We start from the raw sequence: 14,637 nt of genomic DNA, 5'->3' as shown, positions 1-14,637 counted from the left end.
GAGGCCGGCGAAGGCCCCGTCGGGCGTGGCGCGGTCGGCGGCGCCGTAGCGGGCCCAGGGCAGCGGGGCGGGGAGCGCGGCGGTGCGCAGCTCGGTGCCGGGCGCGGGCGCCGTCCCCTCGGGCCAGGTCACGAGCCGCACCTCGGAGCCCTCGCCGCCGTGCCCGGTGAAGCGCACCCCGTCCTCGGGGCCGGGTTCGGCGGTGAGCGCGGTGAGCGGGCGGGGCCAGGCGTGCACGGTGCCGGTCCGCCGGACCCCGGGGGAGTCCACCGTCCCGCCGTCCGGGGACGGGTGACGTGTCGTCAGCACCAAGGCGTAGGTTCCGGGTTCGAGGTCGGTGAAGACGTGTTCCTCGGCGCGGTCGACGGTGTGCCGGACCGTTGCGGCGCCGGTGCCGGGGCCGGTCAGGGTGAGGACGGACGCGGAGGCGGTACGGGGCCGTCGCCAGCGGACGGCGATCCGGCCGGGCCCGTCGTCCAGGGCGAGTTCCTCGGCGTCGGGCGCGACCAGCAGGGGCCGCGACACGAGCGGGGCGCCGGTCGGCCGTCCGTCCTCGACGGGGAAGGCGGCGTACCGCACCCGGAGGCCCACCGGCGGGTCGGTGTCGATCGCGGTGGACGCGGTCCCGGTGGCGCCGGGCACCGGGAGGGGGCGGCCGAGGCCGGGGCCGTCGCGCAGGACCCGCCAGTGGGTGCCGGGCCGGGCGGGCCAGGAGAGGGCGATCCGGCCGCCGGCGGCGGGCCGGGCGGTCAGCGGGGCGTCGGCGGCGGAGGACGTGCCGAGCCGGATCAGGCCCCGCACGGCCTCGTCGTCGTCGGAGGCGACGGACAGGACGCGCAGGTAGCCGGCCTCGGCCTCGGCCGGGTCGGTGCCGGAGGCCGCGGCGGCGAGGGTCCGGTCGCAGTCGGCCAGCAGCCGGCGCAGCCGGGCGTCGAGGCCGGCGAGCCGGGGGTCGGCGCGCAGCACCTCGGGGCCCAGGGTGGCGAGGGCGTGGGCGCAGGCCCTCAGCCGGCGCCGGGACCAGAGGGGTGCCAGGGCCTCGGCGGCGGTCCGCCGCGGTTCGTCGAGGACCGGGAGCGTCCGCGCGGCCTTCGCGAGGAGGCCGTGTTCGGCGGGGTCGAGTCCGAGGCCGGTGGCGCCCTGCCGGAGGAGGGGGAGGAGCTGGTAGAGGAGGACCCGGCGGAGCAGCGCCGGGTCGTGCCGCCGGATCCCGGCGAGGAGGCGCAGTACCGGTGCCCGCGCGGGCCGCGCGTCGGCGAGGGAGCGCAGGGCGGCCTCGTCGACGAGCCGGCGCCGACGCGGGGTGCACAGGGCCACCCCGTCCAGGACGGAGACGAAGGAGTCCCCCGCAGCCGCCTCCTGAGGGTCCGTCAGCGCCTCGCCGGCGTAGCGTAACCCGGCCTCCAGCTGACGCTCCATCAGTTCCTGGTACTCGCGCGCGAGGGGGGCGAGGGGTAAGGATCCGAGGGCGCCGGGCAGGCCGAGTTGTTCACCGAAGCCCCGTCGCATCCCCCGTCCTTCGTGCTCGTGCCGTCTTCAGCAAGGGTCCATCCCAGCAGAAGAAACAGCGGCGCGCAGGCCCTTTCCCGAGGTCACCCAGGGTGCCGGAGTGAGTGCGGAGGGTGTGGGGGGTGGTGGTCAGGGGCGGCTCGCGTAGCAGCGGACCGGCACCATGCCGTGCGGCCCCCACTCCTGCTCGACCTCGGCGAGCAGCTGCCAGCCGAGCCGCTCGTACAGCGCCACCGCCGCGGTGTCGTGCGCCGCCACGTCCAGCACGGCGCGCAGCCCCCGCCCGCGGGCCGCCGCGACGGCCGCGGCGAGCAGCAGGGCGCCGAGGTCACGGCCGCGCGCCGACCGCGCCACGTACAGCCGGTTGACCACGGCGCACGCGGAGGCGTCCTGCCCCGTGCGGCCGCTCCACTCGGCCGGCGCCCCGTCGTCCGGGCGCGCCCCCGCCAGGCCCACGTGCCCGACGACCCGACCGTCCAGCTCCGCGACCCACGCGCCGAGGAAGGTCGGAGGCGTGATCCAGGCCGCCGGCCGCTCGGGCCAGCTCACCGGATAGCCGTCCCGCTCGTGGATCTCCCTCAGGAGCCGTACGCAGTCGTCCAGGTCGCCCTCGGTCCGCGGCCGGACGGTGAGGAGGGCCTGCGGGGCGGGGGCGGGGGACGGAGAGGGGGCGGGGGCGGGGGGCGGAGAGGGGGTCGGGGCGGAGGTGGGCGCGGGGGTGCGGGGCGCGTGCGTCATCGTGGCATCGAAGCACAGGGGGGATTGGCCCACGGAGAAGGGCCCCGAGTTGCCCACATCCCCGGGTCGCCCGCCCGGCAGGCTGTCCCCATGACGACCGACCACGCCCCGCACCCCCGCACCTCCGTCCCCGCCGCCACCGCCGGCCCCACCCGCACCCGGGTCGACTTCTGGTTCGACCCCGCCTGCCCGTTCGCCTGGATCACCTCCCGCTGGATCCTGGAGGCGCGGCGGCTCCGCGACCTCGACGTCCGGTTCCATGTGATGAGCCTGTACCTGCACAACGAGGGCAACGAACTGCCCGGCTGGTACCGGGAACTGGTCGACCGGTCGCTCGGCCCGGTGCGGGTCGCCGTGGCCGTCGCCGAGCGGTGCGGGGACGAGATCCTCGGCGCCCTCTACACCGCGTACGGCACCCGCATCCACCAGCGCGGAGACAAGGACTTCGACCGGGTGGTCGCCGAGGCCCTGGAGGAGCTGGGGCTGCCCGCGGAGCTGGCCGGGGCCGCCCACACCGACGCCCACGACGAGGCCCTGCGGCGCCGGCACGACGCCGGCACGGACCCGGCCTCCGGCCGCTACGTCGGCACGCCCACCCTCCACCTCGACGGCGTCCCGTTCTTCGGCCCCGTGCTCGACGCGATCCCGCGCGGCGAGGAGGCCGCGGAACTCCTCGACGCGGTGAGGGTCCTGGCCCGGCAGCCGCACTTCTTCGAGCTGAAGCGCGAGCGCACCGGAAGCCTCTCCTTCGCTTAGGGCGACCGGGCCGGGACCGGAACTGACCGCCGCGTCCGTCCGTCCTGTCCACGGGGCCTCCGGAGAAGCCGGCGCCCCGTCGCTCTCCACCGTCGAGGTCCGAGGAGATCCATGGCCGACACCGTCCACTCGCTGGCCGCCCGCGCGCACGACCTGCTGGTGGGGTTCCTCACCGAAGGCCCGTCCCCGGCGGGCGCCGCGGGCCTCCAGGACGTCGTCGCGCGCGGCACGGCGCTCGGGCCCGACGGGGCGTGGCTGGTCGCCGTGGGCCACACGTGCCTCGGCGTGCTGGACCTCGCGCACGGGCGGGCGGACCAGGCGGTCCTCCGGCTCGACGCCGCGGTGGCGCACGGCTTCAACGACTGCGTGATGCTCCACTCCGCCCCGCTGCGCCCGCTGCACGGCGATCCCCGCTTCCAGGCCCTCTACCAGCGCATGCGGATCACCCAGGGGGACCTCGACGAAGTCCTCTGGCTGCACCAGGAGATGCAGATCATGACGCGGGAGGCGCAGGACGCGAGCGTCGACGACATCGGGCGCCTCGACACCGGGGTGTCCCCGCTCCCGCAGGCCCCCATGCCGACCCGCGCGCCGCACACCCCCGGCGTCCTGGTCACCCGCCTCGACCTGTCCGTCACCCAGTCCGCGCTCCAGCGGGTCGCCCTCAAGGCCCAGTTCCGGCGCAGCGGCGGCAACACTGCCCTGGACCTCATCGACGGCCCCTGGGACCCGGTGCGCGCCCGGCGCGACGCCTGGGACGCCGACGCGTCGGACTCCCGCCGGCAGCGGGCCGCCGAGGCCCGGGCCTTCGTCGAACGCCCGGGCGCCGGAGCGGTGTTGCTGCCCTGCCCGCCGCTCGGCACGATCGCCTACCCGGCCTGAGCGCGACCGGGCGGGCGGCGGTGACGGGCGGTCAGGCCCGGGTCAGCGCGTCCTCGTCGACACTGTCGAGGACGAACCCGTTGACGAACCGCACCTTGTACCCGGTCCGGTCCCCGGCACCAGGGGGTGTGTACGCCGCCGCGTGCCGGGTCACCTGCCGGCGGACCTGGTCCATCATGGCGGCGGAGAAGCCCGTCAACTGGCCGGCCCGGGTGATCCGTTCGACCTCGTCGAGCGCACTCTGGGCGATGCCTCCGAAGGGCGCCCCCTTCGTGAAGCCCTCCACGAAGCCCTCCAGGCCCTCGGCCAGGGACAGCGGACCGGGAGTTCCCTCCCCGGTGACCCGCACGTCCCTGGCCAGTCGCACCTTCGCGCCGGTCTCGTACGGCATGGATGTGCCCCCCTCGTCCGGCCACGGTCGTGGCCCCGGCCAGCGTATGCCGCGAACCCGCCCTAGTGGACGGAGAATCCGCCGTCCACGAAGAGGGAGTGCCCCGTCACATAGGCGGAGGCGGGGCTCGCCAGGAAGACGGCCGCGCCGGCGAAGTCCTCCGGGAGACCGTTGCGGCCCGTCATCGTGCGGGCCGCGAGCGCGGCGACCTTCTCCGGGTCGGAGGAGAGCCGCTGGTTCAGCGGGGTCATCACGAAGCCGGGGACCAGGGTGTTGGCGGTGACGCCGTACGGGGACCACGCCTCGGCCTGCGAGCGGGCCAGCGACTCCAGCGCCCCCTTGGACACGCCGTACGCCCCGCTCTGCACGAACGCGCGGTGCGCCTGCTGGGAGGTGACGTGGATGATCCGCCCGTAGCCCCGCTCGGCCATCCCCGGCCCGAAGCGCTGCCCGAGGAGGAACGGCGCCTCCAGGTTCACGGTCATCGTCGTGTCCCACACCTCCTCGCCCAGCTCGCCGAAGGGCGGACGGAGGTTGATCCCGGCACAGTTGACCAGGACGTCCGGCTCCCCGAACACCCCGGCCGCCGCCTCCGCGCCCGCCCTGATCCCGTCCCGGGTGCTCAGGTCGGCGCTCACCCAGGCCGCCTCGCCGCCGGCGGCCGTCAGCTCCGCGACCGTCGCGGCCAGTTCCGGCTCCTTGCGCGCCAGGACCACCACGCGCGCCCCGGCCCCGGCCAGCGCGCCCGCGATCGCCCGGCCGATCCCGGAACTGCCGCCGGTCACGAGCGCCGTGCGCCCTTCCAGGGAGAAGAGGCCGGAGAGGTATCCGTCGGGTTCGGTGGCCATGGGTGGTGCTCCTCGCGCGTCGTGTCGACCCCGGCCCGCCCGTGCGGAGGCGGCCCGGTCGCCCGCATCCTGGCACACGCCCCCGCACCCCCGACGCGCGCCGTCCCCGCCCCGCCGCGTCGGCCGCGACAGGAACGTGTCCAGACACTTTTCGGGCGTTTCGCCAGGTCTGGTGCCGGGAGTGTCGATTCGCGACGAACCGGGTGGAAATTCAGTCATATTCGCGTGGAGCGATGCCGTCGTGTGAACGAACTGCGTAGGTTCTGGGCTCGGTTCGGGGCGTCCTGTGGCGGCCCGGGCCACAAAGTTCTTCCACCGGAACCGGAGGGGACATCGCATGGCTGACATCGATCTCGGCGTGGCGTCGGACTGGGACGAGGGCGACACCCACGGCCGCGTCAAGCTGCGACCGAACCAGGTCTACCCGAACTCGCCGAAGAAGGACGTGCTCATCAGCTCCCCGGTGAGCATCGAGCTGTCCGTGAACACGAACCACTCCACCTCCCAGGAGGCGGACAAGATCTACTTCACGACCCACCACGGCTCCACGAAGAAGATCATCGCGGTGCTCGACTCCGACGGGAACCTGCACATCGCCGGCCGTCTGATCACCGAGCAGAAGGACCTCGGCTACTAGGACGGCCCCGGGGGCGCGGCCGCCACGGGCGACCGCGCCCCCCGACGGGCCGGAGCACGGGTGACGGCTCGGCGGCCCGGTCCCGTACGACCGCCGTCGGCCGTACGGGACCGGGCCCCGGGCTCAGGCCTTCAGGGGCTCGTACCCGGCGGGGCGGGTGGTGAAGGTGCCGCGGCCCTGGGTGCGGCCGCGGAGGCGGGTCGCGTAGCCGAAGAGCTCGGCCAGCGGGACCGTCGCCGTCACCACCGACGTGCCGCCCCTGACCCGCGAGTCCGTGATCCGGCCGCGGCGGGCCGCGAGGTCGCCGAGGACCGCGCCGACGGACTCCGCCGGGACGGTGACCGTCACCTCGGCCACCGGCTCCAGGAGCGTCAGCACGCTCGCGCGCAGTGCCTCCCGCAGGGCGGAGCGGCCCGCCGTGCGGAACGCGAGCTCCGAGGAGTCCTTCGGATGGGTCGCCCCGTCCGTCAGCGTGACCCGGACGCCCGTCACCGGATGCCCGCCGAGCGGGCCGTCGGCGAGCGCGTCCCGGCAGCCGGCCTCGACCGCCCGGACGTACTCCTGCGGCACCCGCCCGCCCGTCACCGTCGAGGTGAAGGCGAACTCCTCCTCTCCTCCGAGCGGCGCGACGTCGAGGACGACATGGGCGAACTGGCCCGCGCCGCCGTCCTGTTTGACGTGCCGGTGGAGCAGCCCGGTGACGCCCCGCACCACCGTCTCGCGGTACGCGACCTGCGGACGCCCCACCGTGACCTCCAGGTCCCGGTCGCGCCGCAGCCGCTCCACCGCGACCTCCAGGTGCAGCTCGCCGAGGCCGGACAGCACCGTCTGGCCGGTCTCCGGGTCGGTCCGCACCACCAGCGACGGGTCCTCCTCCGCGAGCCGGGCGAGTCCGGCCGAGAGCCGGCCGGTGTCCGTGCTCCGGCGCGCCTCCACCGCCACCGAGACCACCGGGGCGGCCGTCACCGGCGGTTCGAGCACGACCGGGGCGTGCGGAGCGCACAGGGTGGCTCCGGCGCGCACGGTCTTCGGTCCGACGACGGCGACGATGTCCCCGGCGAGGGCGACGGACACCTCGGCGGTGCGGTCGGCCTGCACGCGCAGCACGCGCGAGATCCGCTCCGTCCGTCCGGTGGCGGTGTCGAGCACGGTGTCCCCCTTCGAAAGTGCGCCCTCGTAGACGCGGACATAGGTCATGCGGCCGGTCGGCGTCGCGTGCACCTTGAAGGCGAGCGCGACGAGCGGCGCGTGCGGATCGGCCGCCCGTTCCCTCCCGCCGACCGGGGGCCGGTCGGCGGGGGCGGGCAGATAGGCGACGATCGCGTCCAGGAGCGGTTCCACCCCCCGGTCGCGGTACGCCGAACCGCACAGCACCACCACGGCCGTGCCGGCCAGGGTGAGCGCGCGCAGCGCCCGCGCGAGCGTCCCGTCGGAGAGGGCGCCGTCGGCGCAGAACTCCTCCAGGGCGTCCGGGTGCAGCTCGGCCACCCGCTCCTCCAGGTCCCGCCTGCGGCGCAGCGCCTCCTCCCGGAGCCGCGCGGGCACCTCGGTCTCGACGCGGCCGCCGCCGTCCCACACGTACGCCCTCATCCGGACCAGGTCCACCACGCCCCGGAAGCCGTCCTCGCGGCCGACGGGCAGCTGGACGGGGAGCGCGACGGCGCCGAGGCGGGCGCGGATCGCCGCGACCGTCGCGTCGAGGTCGGCGCCCGCCCGGTCCATCTTGTTGACGAACGCGATCCGGGGCACGCCGTGCCGGTCGGCCTGCCGCCACACCGTCTCGCTCTGCGGCTCGACGCCCGCGACCGCGTCGAAGACGGCCACGGCGCCGTCGAGGACGCGCAGCGCGCGCTCGACCTCGTCGGAGAAGTCGACGTGGCCGGGCGTGTCGACGACGGCGAGCCGGTGGCCGTCCCAGGAGGCGCTGACGGCGGCGGACGAGATGGTGATGCCCCGCTCGCGCTCCTGCGGGTCGAAGTCGGTGACGGTGGTGCCGTCGTGGACCTCGCCCCGCTTGTGGACGGCGCCGGTCAGGAAGAGGATCCGCTCGGTGACGGTCGTCTTGCCCGCGTCGACGTGGGCCAGGATGCCGAGGTTGCGGACGCGGAGGTTCGGGAGGGAGCGCACGGTGTCGTGCCTTTCGCTGCTGTGCGGACACAGGACAGCGCGATTCCCGGCGTACGTCGGGGACGTACGGCACGGGCCTGCGGTGACGGGCGCGCAGCCGTCACCGGCAGGCGGAAGAGGCGAGGATCACGTCGAAGCGGCGGGCGCGGGGGAGGGCGACGGCGGCGTACGGATGACGCACGGTCGGCTCCCCTCCGGTCGGACTCGACGACGGCACCGCACACCCGGTGGTGCGCGGTGCGGCGAGTCTAGGGAGCGGGCCCGCCCGGCCGACACCGAATTTCAGGCGGCGTCCGCCGAACCCCCCGCGGCGGCCTCCGCCGGCTGGAGGAGGTCCCAGCGGTTGCCGTACAGGTCCTCGAAGACGGCGACGGAGCCGTACGGCTCGTGCCGGGGCTCCTCCAGGAACTTCACCCCGGCGGCCGTCATCCGGGCGTGGTCGCGGGCGAAGTCCTCGGTGTGGAGGAAGAAGCCGACCCGGCCGCCGGTCTGGTTGCCGACGGCGGCCTCCTCCTCGTCGTTCTTGGGACGGGCGAGCAGCAGCCCGGCGTTCCCGAGCCCGCCGACCCCGGCGGCGCCGTGCGGCCGGACGACGACCCAGCGGGTGCCGTTGCCCCGGTCGGTGTCCTCGACGAGGGCGAAGCCGAGGGCGTCGGTGTAGAAGGCGATGGCCTCGTCGTAGTCACGGACGACGAGGGTGACGAGTGCGATGGACGGCATAACCCCAACGTAATACGCGGAAAGGGCGGGCACCCACCCGCGTAGACCCGCGTCGGCACCGGCCCGACCCTCGACCCGGCGAGGGTCGGTACGAGGGTCGGGGGAGGGGTGACCCGAGGGGCCCGGCCCCGCCCGGTGGGACAATGCCCCGCATGGACGCACAGGGGTTCGAGGAGCTGCTGGGGCGGGCGCGGGAGCTCGCGCGGGACGGACGCCGGCGGGTGCTGGGGCTGGCGGGGCCGCCCGGGTCCGGGAAGTCCACGCTCGCCGCGCGGCTCGTCGAGCGGCTGGACGGGGCGGCCGTGCTCGTGCCCATGGACGGCTTCCACCTGGCCGGCGCCGAACTGGCCCGGCTCGGCCGGGCCGACCGCAAGGGCGCCCCCGACACCTTCGACGCGGCCGGGTACGCCGCCCTCCTCGCCCGCCTCCGCGCCCCGGAACCCGGCACCGTCGTCCACGCCCCCGCCTTCGACCGCGCCCTGGAGGAACCGCTCGCCGGGGCGATCCCCGTCCCGCCCGGCACCCCGCTCGTCGTGACCGAGGGTAACTACCTCCTCCACGACGCCGGCGGCTGGGCCGCCGTCCGCCCGCTCCTCGACGAGGTCTGGTACCTCGACCTGCCCGACCGCCTCCGCGTCCCCCGCCTGGTCGCCCGGCACGTCGCCTTCGGCCGCGGCCGCCCCGAGGCCGAGGCGTGGGTGGCCCGCTCCGACGAGGCCAACGCCCGGCTGATCGCCCGCAACCGCGACCGCGCCGACCGCGTGGTGAACATGGGCTGACCGGTCGGTCACCATGAGGCGCGGTCATCAGGTCCGCGAGGACGAGGAGGGGGAGTCGTGAGCGAAGTCCTGTACGACGAGCAGTCGTGGAACCCGCTGGCCCGGACGGTCCGGCTGACCGAGTCGGAGCTGCGGCGGGGCGGCCGGTCCACCCCGCTCGGCGAGCTGAACCTGGCCGCGACGGCCGAGGCGTACCTCCGCGGCCAGTGGCTCGGCGGCGGAGGCTCCGAGCGGCCGCTGGCCCGGCTGGAGGAGGGGCCCGGTGTCGTGCCCGTCGTCCGCGTCTCCGGCACCAGCACGCCGGTCAAGGTGCGCCGCGCCGCCGACTTCGCCCGGCAGCTGGGCGAGCTGGCGGTCCGGCTGAGCGGCGGCCCCGCGTGGGTCGAGGAGCTGCGCCGCCGCGCCGCGGCCGAGGCCGTGCCGCTGTGGCTGGCCCGCCGCACCGCGCCCGGCCCCGCCGGGAACGTGAGCGTCGCCGTGGACCGGCGGCTCGTCCGCGTCGACGTCTGGGGCCCGGGCGCCCCCGCCGTCCGGATACGGGCGCCGTACGGCTTCCACCCCGACGAGCCCGACCCGTCCCGGGGACTCACGCTCACCGTCGGCGGGACCGCGGCCGCGGTCCGCCTGACGCACCGGAGGCTGCGCAAGTCCAAGAGCGTGGTCGAGGCGGAGTTCCCCGGACAGCTGTGGGAGCTGCGCCGGTACGGGGCCACCAGCTCCTGGCTGCTCCGCGACGGCCGGCGGGTCGCGCTGCTCGCCCGCCCGCCGCGCCGCCGGGAGACCCCGGGCGTCGACGAGCTGCTGCTGCCGCTGTCCCCGGTCGCCCACGAGACCGTCGACCCGCTCGACGCCGTCATGGCGCACGCCTTCGCCACCGCCTTCGGCCTCGGCGACACCACGGGCCTGGCCCGCTTCCCCGCCCAGTGGCGCCCCCGCGAGGGGTACGAACCGGCCGCCCTGGACACCGACTGGGCCCGCCCCTGGTTCCGCAACCGCGGCTTCTCCGGCGCCGACAACGAGTCCGGCGGCGGCGACGGCTGGGGCTCCGACGGCGGCGCGGGCGGCGACTCCGGAGGCGGCGACGGCGGGGACAGCGGCGGCGGGGGCGGGGACGGCGGCGAGGGCGGCGGCGGGGACTAGGGCCTTCGGGCCCCGCCGCCCCGGCGGTGAGTAGGGTGGCCGCATGAGCGACGAGGCGGGCAACGCGGGGTGGGAGGAGCGGGTCGCCGCCCTCTGGGAGCGGATCGACGCGTACGGGCCCGAGGAGTTCCGGGAGCGGATCGCGGAGCTCGCCGGGGAGCGGGGCGACGAGGACGCCGCCGCCGTCTTCGAGCGGGGGGCCGCGCACGACTCCACCGGGCTGCCCGTGGAGGCCGTCCGGTACTACCGGCGGGCCCTCGACCTCGGGCTGACCGGGCTGCGCCGCCGGCGGGCCGTCATCCAGCTGGCGAGCAGCCTGCGGAACCTCGGCCGGCCCGACCGCAGCGTGGAACTCCTCACCGCCGAGCGGGACCTGCCCGCCGACCGCCTCGACGCCGACGAGCTGGCGCTCGCCCCGGCCGTGGACGCCTTCCTCGCGCTCGCGCTCGCCGACACCGGGCGCGACCGGGAGGCCGCCTCGCTGGCCCTCGGCGCGCTCGCCCCGCTGCTGCCCCGCTACAACCGCTCCCTCGCCCACTACGCCCGCGCCCTCCTCACCGCGCCCGACGGCTCCTGACCGCTTCCGGCCGCACCGGCGTGAGACCGGGTGACTTCTCCGGGGGGCCGGTGAGGGCCGTGCCCCACTCGCTAGGCTGAACGCAACGGCGACGGAAGGCGGGCGACGTGGGGTGGCTGCGCAGAAGGCCCAGGCGGGACGGCGAGGAAGCGCCGAGGGATCCGGAGTTCGCCTACTTCTCCGAGCGCGAGGCCGCCCTCTTCCGGGCCACCGTCCGCGAGGCCTTCGCCGAACTCGGCCTGGAGGTCACGGTCTACGCCTCCTCCGTGCAGGACGACCGGCAGCGCCGCTTCGGCCTCGGCAACCTGGCCGCCGTCTGCCACCGCGACCGGCGCGGACCCCGCGTCTGGCCCGACCTGATCCGCCGTCACGTCACCCTGGTGGTGCGGACCCTGGACGGCCCCTCGGCCCTCGACACGCTGCCGCCGGACCAGATCCGCGCCCAGCTCTACCCCCGGGTCGTCAACGGCGAGGGCATCGACCCCGGCGCCTTCGGCTACGCCAGGACCCTCGCCCCGGGGCTGTACGAGGTGCTGGCGCTCGACCTGCCCGAGAGCGTCATGATGCTCACCGACGACGCCCTCGACCGGCTCGGCGACCCCGCGCAGCTGCGCGCCCGCGCGCTGAAGAACCTGCGCGGGCTGCCCGTCGAGGAGCACGAGACGGTCCGCGACGCCGACGGCATGTCCTTCGAGGTCGTCGTCGGCGACTCCTTCTACACCGCCAGTCGGGTCCTGGACCTCGACGCCCTGGCCCAGCGGGTCACCGGGCTGCCGCTCGGCGAGCACGGCGCCCTGGTGGCCCTGCCCTTCCGGCACCAGATCGCCTTCCACCCCATCCGGGACACCACCATCATCCCGGCGCTCGGCGCGATGGCCGCCTTCGCCGCCTCCGAGTACGAGGACACCCCGGGCGCCATCAGCCCCTACGTCTTCTGGTGGCGGGGCGGCACGCTCACCCAGCTCAGCGAGCACGACGAGGACGGCGGCGAGCTGCGGATCGTCGTCGGCGACGACTTCCAGGACCTGCTCGAACGGCTGATCGCCCAGGGGCCCGGACCGCGCTGACGGACCGCCGAGCGGTCGCGGCGGACGGGCCCGGCGGGCAGGATGCTGGAGGACGCCCGACCACCGCCCGACCGACCGCCGCCCGCCCCGATCACCGTCCGCCCGCGCGCCCGCCCGTCCGCGCCGCGGCGAAGGAGACCCCATGCCGAGCACCCCCGCCGAAGCCGCCGGCGACGCCCCCACCCCCTTCACCGCCGACGACTACCGGGCCCGGATGGACCGGGCGGCCGCCTCCGCCGCCGACGCCGGGCTCGCCGGGGTGCTCGTCGCCCCCGGCCCGGACCTGGTCTACCTCACCGGCTACCAGCCGACCGCGATCACCGAACGGCTCACCGTCCTCGTCCTGGCCCCCGGCCGGGACCCGGTCCTCGTCGTGCCCACCCTGGAGGCCCCCGACGCGCAGAAGGCCGTCGGCGCGCCCGCGCTGACCCTGCGCGACTGGACCGACGGCAAGGACCCCTACGCCGTCACCGCGCCCCTGCTCGACGCCGACGGCCGGTTCGGCGTCAGCGACAACGCCTGGGCGATGCACCTCCTCGGCCTCCAGAAGGCGGTGCCGTCCACCTCGTACGTCTCCCTCACCGAGGCCCTGCCGATGCTGCGGGCCGTGAAGGACGCGCACGAGCTGTCCAGGATCGCCGCCGCCGGGGCCGCCGCCGACCGGGCGTACGAGGAGATCCTGAAGGTGCGGTTCGCGGGCCGCCGGGAGACCGAGGTCGCCGCCGACCTGGCCCGGCTGCTCATGGAGTTCGGCCACTCGCAGGTCGACTTCACCGTCGTCGGCTCGGGACCCAACGGCGCCAACCCGCACCACGAGGCCGGCGAGCGGGTCATCGAGCGCGGCGACATGGTCGTCCTCGACTTCGGCGGGCTCAAGTACGGCTACGGCTCCGACACCACCCGCACCGTCCACGTCGGCGAGCCGACCGACGAGGAGCGCCGGGTCCACGACCTGGTCCGCGAGGCCCAGCAGGCCGGCTTCGAGGCCGTCCGGCCCGGCATCGCCTGCCAGGACGTGGACCGCGCGGCCCGGAAGGTCATCACGGACGCCGGCTACGGCGCGTACTTCATCCACCGCACCGGCCACGGCATCGGCGTCACCACCCACGAGCCGCCCTACATGATCGAGGGCGAGGAGCGGCCGGTCGTCCCCGGCATGTGCTTCTCGATCGAGCCGGGCGTCTACCTCCCGGGCCGCTTCGGCGTCCGCATCGAGGACATCGTGACCATGACCGAGGACGGCACCGGCCGCCGCTTCAACGCCACCCCGCACACCATGGCGCTCGTCGAGTAGCGGCGGCCGTCCCCGGCGGATCAGGGCACCAGCGGGTCCTCCGGGGCCAGCGCGGCGGCGATCCGGCCCGCGACCACCTGGGCCATGTTCCCGTCGGCGGTCGTCGCCGTCTTCGTCGCCGAGACCGCGATCGCGAGCCGCTTCGACGGCAGGTACGCCTGGAGCGCCGCGTAGCCGGAGAAGGACGGGTTCTGGAGCAGCCAGCCGCCGGAGACGATGACCCCGAGCCCGAAGTGCCGCTCCGGGGTCTGCTTCAGGCAGATCGAGGCCGGGCAGGTCTTCGTCGGCGTGCCGAGTCCGACCGTCCCGGGGTCCAGCAGGACGCGGTAGGAGCGCGGGCCGATCAGCTCGCCGCTGCCGATGCCCCGCGCCGAGCGGGCCATGTCGCAGACGGTGCTGGTGATGACCGCGCCCGGGCCGGTGGTCCACGAGGGGTTCCAGAAGGTGGACTCCTCGTAGAACCCCCGGTCCGAGGTGAAGGCGTGCAGCGCCGGGGCGGGGATCTCGGGCGTGAAGGAGTTCCGGGTCGCGTCGAGCCCCAGCGGGCCGGTCACCAGCTCCCGCACCAGGTGGTCGATCCGGGTGCCGGTGATCCGTTCCAGGGCCCGGCTCAGCAGCAGGTAGTTGGCGTGCGAGTAGCTCCAGTTGGTGCCCGGGTCGTACCAGAAGTCGTGGGAGAAGGGGAAGGCGAGGAGCTCGTCGGGCGTCCACGCCTTGAAGGGGTGCGTGGACAGCTCGGCGCCGAACGCCGGGTCGGTGACGTAGTCGTGCAGGCCCGAGGTGTTGTTCGCCAGCATCCGCAGGGTGATCTCGCGGGCCCTCGGGACCTCCGGCAGCCAGCGCTCCACCGTGTCGTCGAGGCGGACGCGGCGCTGCTCGACCAGCCGCAGCAGGGCCGTCCCGATGTGGGCGAAGGCCACGGAACCGGCCCGGAAGCGCATGTCGGGCTCGGCCGGGACGCCCGTCATCGACTCGCCGAGCGCCCCGGTGACGACCTCCCGCCCGTCCACCGTGACGCGCAGCAGGACGGCGTTCAGCCGCAGGTCCTTCCGGGCCTTGCGGGCGACGTCGAGGACGCGCCGGGCGTCCCCGGAGAGCGGGCCGGGCGTGCGCGCGCACGCCTCGGAGCCGTGCCGGGGAGCGGGTGCCGGGGCGGCGACGGAGGCCGACGG

The 14,637-nt window shown here is 75.7% G+C and carries 14 protein-coding genes and 1 pseudogene; 8 read left to right on the top strand and 7 right to left on the bottom strand.

Going from position 1 to position 14,637, the window contains the following annotated elements:
• Both IE321_RS37525 and IE321_RS37520 read right to left on the bottom strand, forming a co-directional pair.
• Window positions 1-1,509, bottom strand: a pseudogene (locus IE321_RS37525) (hypothetical protein); the annotation flags it as partial.
• Between the two features lie 129 nt (window positions 1,510-1,638).
• Window positions 1,639-2,247 (bottom strand): GNAT family N-acetyltransferase, encoded by a 609-nt coding sequence (locus IE321_RS37520; RefSeq protein ID WP_190226206.1) that lies wholly within the window; start codon window positions 2,245-2,247, stop codon window positions 1,639-1,641.
• Between the two features lie 90 nt (window positions 2,248-2,337).
• On the opposite strand from IE321_RS37520, the gene IE321_RS37515 reads away from it, so the two are divergent.
• Both IE321_RS37515 and IE321_RS37510 read left to right on the top strand, forming a co-directional pair.
• Window positions 2,338-3,003 carry a mycothiol-dependent nitroreductase Rv2466c family protein gene (locus IE321_RS37515; RefSeq protein WP_190226205.1) on the top strand — a complete coding sequence of 222 codons (666 nt, stop codon included), beginning with the start codon at window positions 2,338-2,340 and terminating at the stop codon, window positions 3,001-3,003.
• A gap of 111 nt (window positions 3,004-3,114) precedes the next feature.
• On the top strand, window positions 3,115-3,885 hold the full coding sequence (locus IE321_RS37510) for a hypothetical protein (RefSeq protein WP_190226204.1): 771 nt from the start codon (window positions 3,115-3,117) through the stop codon (window positions 3,883-3,885).
• 31 nt (window positions 3,886-3,916) lie between these two features.
• On the opposite strand, the gene IE321_RS37505 is transcribed toward IE321_RS37510, so the two are convergent.
• Window positions 3,917-4,276: a hypothetical protein gene (locus tag IE321_RS37505; protein ID WP_190226203.1), complete on the bottom strand. Its 360-nt coding sequence runs from the start codon at window positions 4,274-4,276 to the stop codon at window positions 3,917-3,919.
• 62 nt (window positions 4,277-4,338) lie between these two features.
• Complete coding sequence (locus IE321_RS37500; RefSeq protein WP_190226202.1) at window positions 4,339-5,124, bottom strand: SDR family NAD(P)-dependent oxidoreductase; 786 nt, start codon at window positions 5,122-5,124, stop codon at window positions 4,339-4,341.
• A gap of 337 nt (window positions 5,125-5,461) precedes the next feature.
• Here IE321_RS37500 and IE321_RS37495 point away from each other — a divergent pair, with 337 nt between their 5' ends.
• Window positions 5,462-5,761, top strand: a complete 300-nt coding sequence (locus IE321_RS37495; RefSeq protein ID WP_190226201.1) for a DUF6342 family protein — start codon at window positions 5,462-5,464, stop codon at window positions 5,759-5,761.
• Window positions 5,762-5,884: 123 nt separating this feature from the next.
• Here the strand turns inward: IE321_RS37495 and fusA are convergent, their stop codons facing one another.
• Together fusA and IE321_RS37485 are read right to left on the bottom strand one after the other, a co-directional pair.
• Window positions 5,885-7,888 (bottom strand): elongation factor G, encoded by a 2,004-nt coding sequence (gene fusA / locus IE321_RS37490; RefSeq protein WP_190226200.1) that lies wholly within the window; start codon window positions 7,886-7,888, stop codon window positions 5,885-5,887.
• Between the two features lie 282 nt (window positions 7,889-8,170).
• Window positions 8,171-8,608 (bottom strand): VOC family protein, encoded by a 438-nt coding sequence (locus tag IE321_RS37485; RefSeq protein ID WP_043226413.1) that lies wholly within the window; start codon window positions 8,606-8,608, stop codon window positions 8,171-8,173.
• 143 nt (window positions 8,609-8,751) lie between these two features.
• On the opposite strand from IE321_RS37485, the gene IE321_RS37480 reads away from it, so the two are divergent.
• From IE321_RS37480 to IE321_RS37460, 5 genes are all read left to right on the top strand, one after another.
• Complete coding sequence (locus tag IE321_RS37480) at window positions 8,752-9,387, top strand: nucleoside/nucleotide kinase family protein (protein ID WP_190226199.1); 636 nt, start codon at window positions 8,752-8,754, stop codon at window positions 9,385-9,387.
• Window positions 9,388-9,444: 57 nt separating this feature from the next.
• Window positions 9,445-10,527, top strand: a complete 1,083-nt coding sequence (locus IE321_RS37475) for a serine/threonine-protein kinase (protein ID WP_190226198.1) — start codon at window positions 9,445-9,447, stop codon at window positions 10,525-10,527.
• Between the two features lie 43 nt (window positions 10,528-10,570).
• Window positions 10,571-11,104, top strand: a complete 534-nt coding sequence (locus IE321_RS37470; protein ID WP_043226411.1) for a tetratricopeptide repeat protein — start codon at window positions 10,571-10,573, stop codon at window positions 11,102-11,104.
• Window positions 11,105-11,211: 107 nt separating this feature from the next.
• Complete coding sequence (locus tag IE321_RS37465; protein ID WP_190226197.1) at window positions 11,212-12,171, top strand: DUF1444 domain-containing protein; 960 nt, start codon at window positions 11,212-11,214, stop codon at window positions 12,169-12,171.
• A gap of 142 nt (window positions 12,172-12,313) precedes the next feature.
• The gene (locus IE321_RS37460) at window positions 12,314-13,465 is read left to right on the top strand and encodes an aminopeptidase P family protein (RefSeq protein WP_190226196.1); all 1,152 of its coding nucleotides are present in this window, start codon (window positions 12,314-12,316) and stop codon (window positions 13,463-13,465) included.
• A gap of 20 nt (window positions 13,466-13,485) precedes the next feature.
• On the opposite strand, the gene IE321_RS37455 is transcribed toward IE321_RS37460, so the two are convergent.
• Window positions 13,486-14,637, bottom strand: a 1,152-nt coding sequence (locus tag IE321_RS37455) for a serine hydrolase domain-containing protein (RefSeq protein WP_190226195.1), incomplete at its 5' end; no start/stop codon positions are given.

Origin of the sequence: Streptomyces hydrogenans (genome assembly GCF_014656075.1) — a bacterium.
GTDB lineage: Bacteria > Actinomycetota > Actinomycetes > Streptomycetales > Streptomycetaceae > Streptomyces > Streptomyces hydrogenans.
This window is presented reverse-complemented; position numbering and strand designations above follow the sequence as displayed.

What these genes read in the sequence shown, in the direction of transcription:
- IE321_RS37520 (WP_190226206.1), bottom strand. Translation starts at nt 2,247, where the DNA reads ATGACGCACGCGCCCCGCACCCCCGCGCCCACCTCCGCCCCGACCCCC.
- IE321_RS37485 (WP_043226413.1), bottom strand. Translation starts at nt 8,608, where the DNA reads ATGCCGTCCATCGCACTCGTCACCCTCGTCGTCCGTGACTACGACGAG.
- IE321_RS37495 (WP_190226201.1), top strand. Translation starts at nt 5,462, where the DNA reads ATGGCTGACATCGATCTCGGCGTGGCGTCGGACTGGGACGAGGGCGAC.
- IE321_RS37510 (WP_190226204.1), top strand. Translation starts at nt 3,115, where the DNA reads ATGGCCGACACCGTCCACTCGCTGGCCGCCCGCGCGCACGACCTGCTG.
- IE321_RS37500 (WP_190226202.1), bottom strand. Translation starts at nt 5,124, where the DNA reads ATGGCCACCGAACCCGACGGATACCTCTCCGGCCTCTTCTCCCTGGAA.
- IE321_RS37460 (WP_190226196.1), top strand. Translation starts at nt 12,314, where the DNA reads ATGCCGAGCACCCCCGCCGAAGCCGCCGGCGACGCCCCCACCCCCTTC.
- IE321_RS37515 (WP_190226205.1), top strand. Translation starts at nt 2,338, where the DNA reads ATGACGACCGACCACGCCCCGCACCCCCGCACCTCCGTCCCCGCCGCC.
- IE321_RS37470 (WP_043226411.1), top strand. Translation starts at nt 10,571, where the DNA reads ATGAGCGACGAGGCGGGCAACGCGGGGTGGGAGGAGCGGGTCGCCGCC.
- IE321_RS37480 (WP_190226199.1), top strand. Translation starts at nt 8,752, where the DNA reads ATGCCCCGCATGGACGCACAGGGGTTCGAGGAGCTGCTGGGGCGGGCG.
- IE321_RS37505 (WP_190226203.1), bottom strand. Translation starts at nt 4,276, where the DNA reads ATGCCGTACGAGACCGGCGCGAAGGTGCGACTGGCCAGGGACGTGCGG.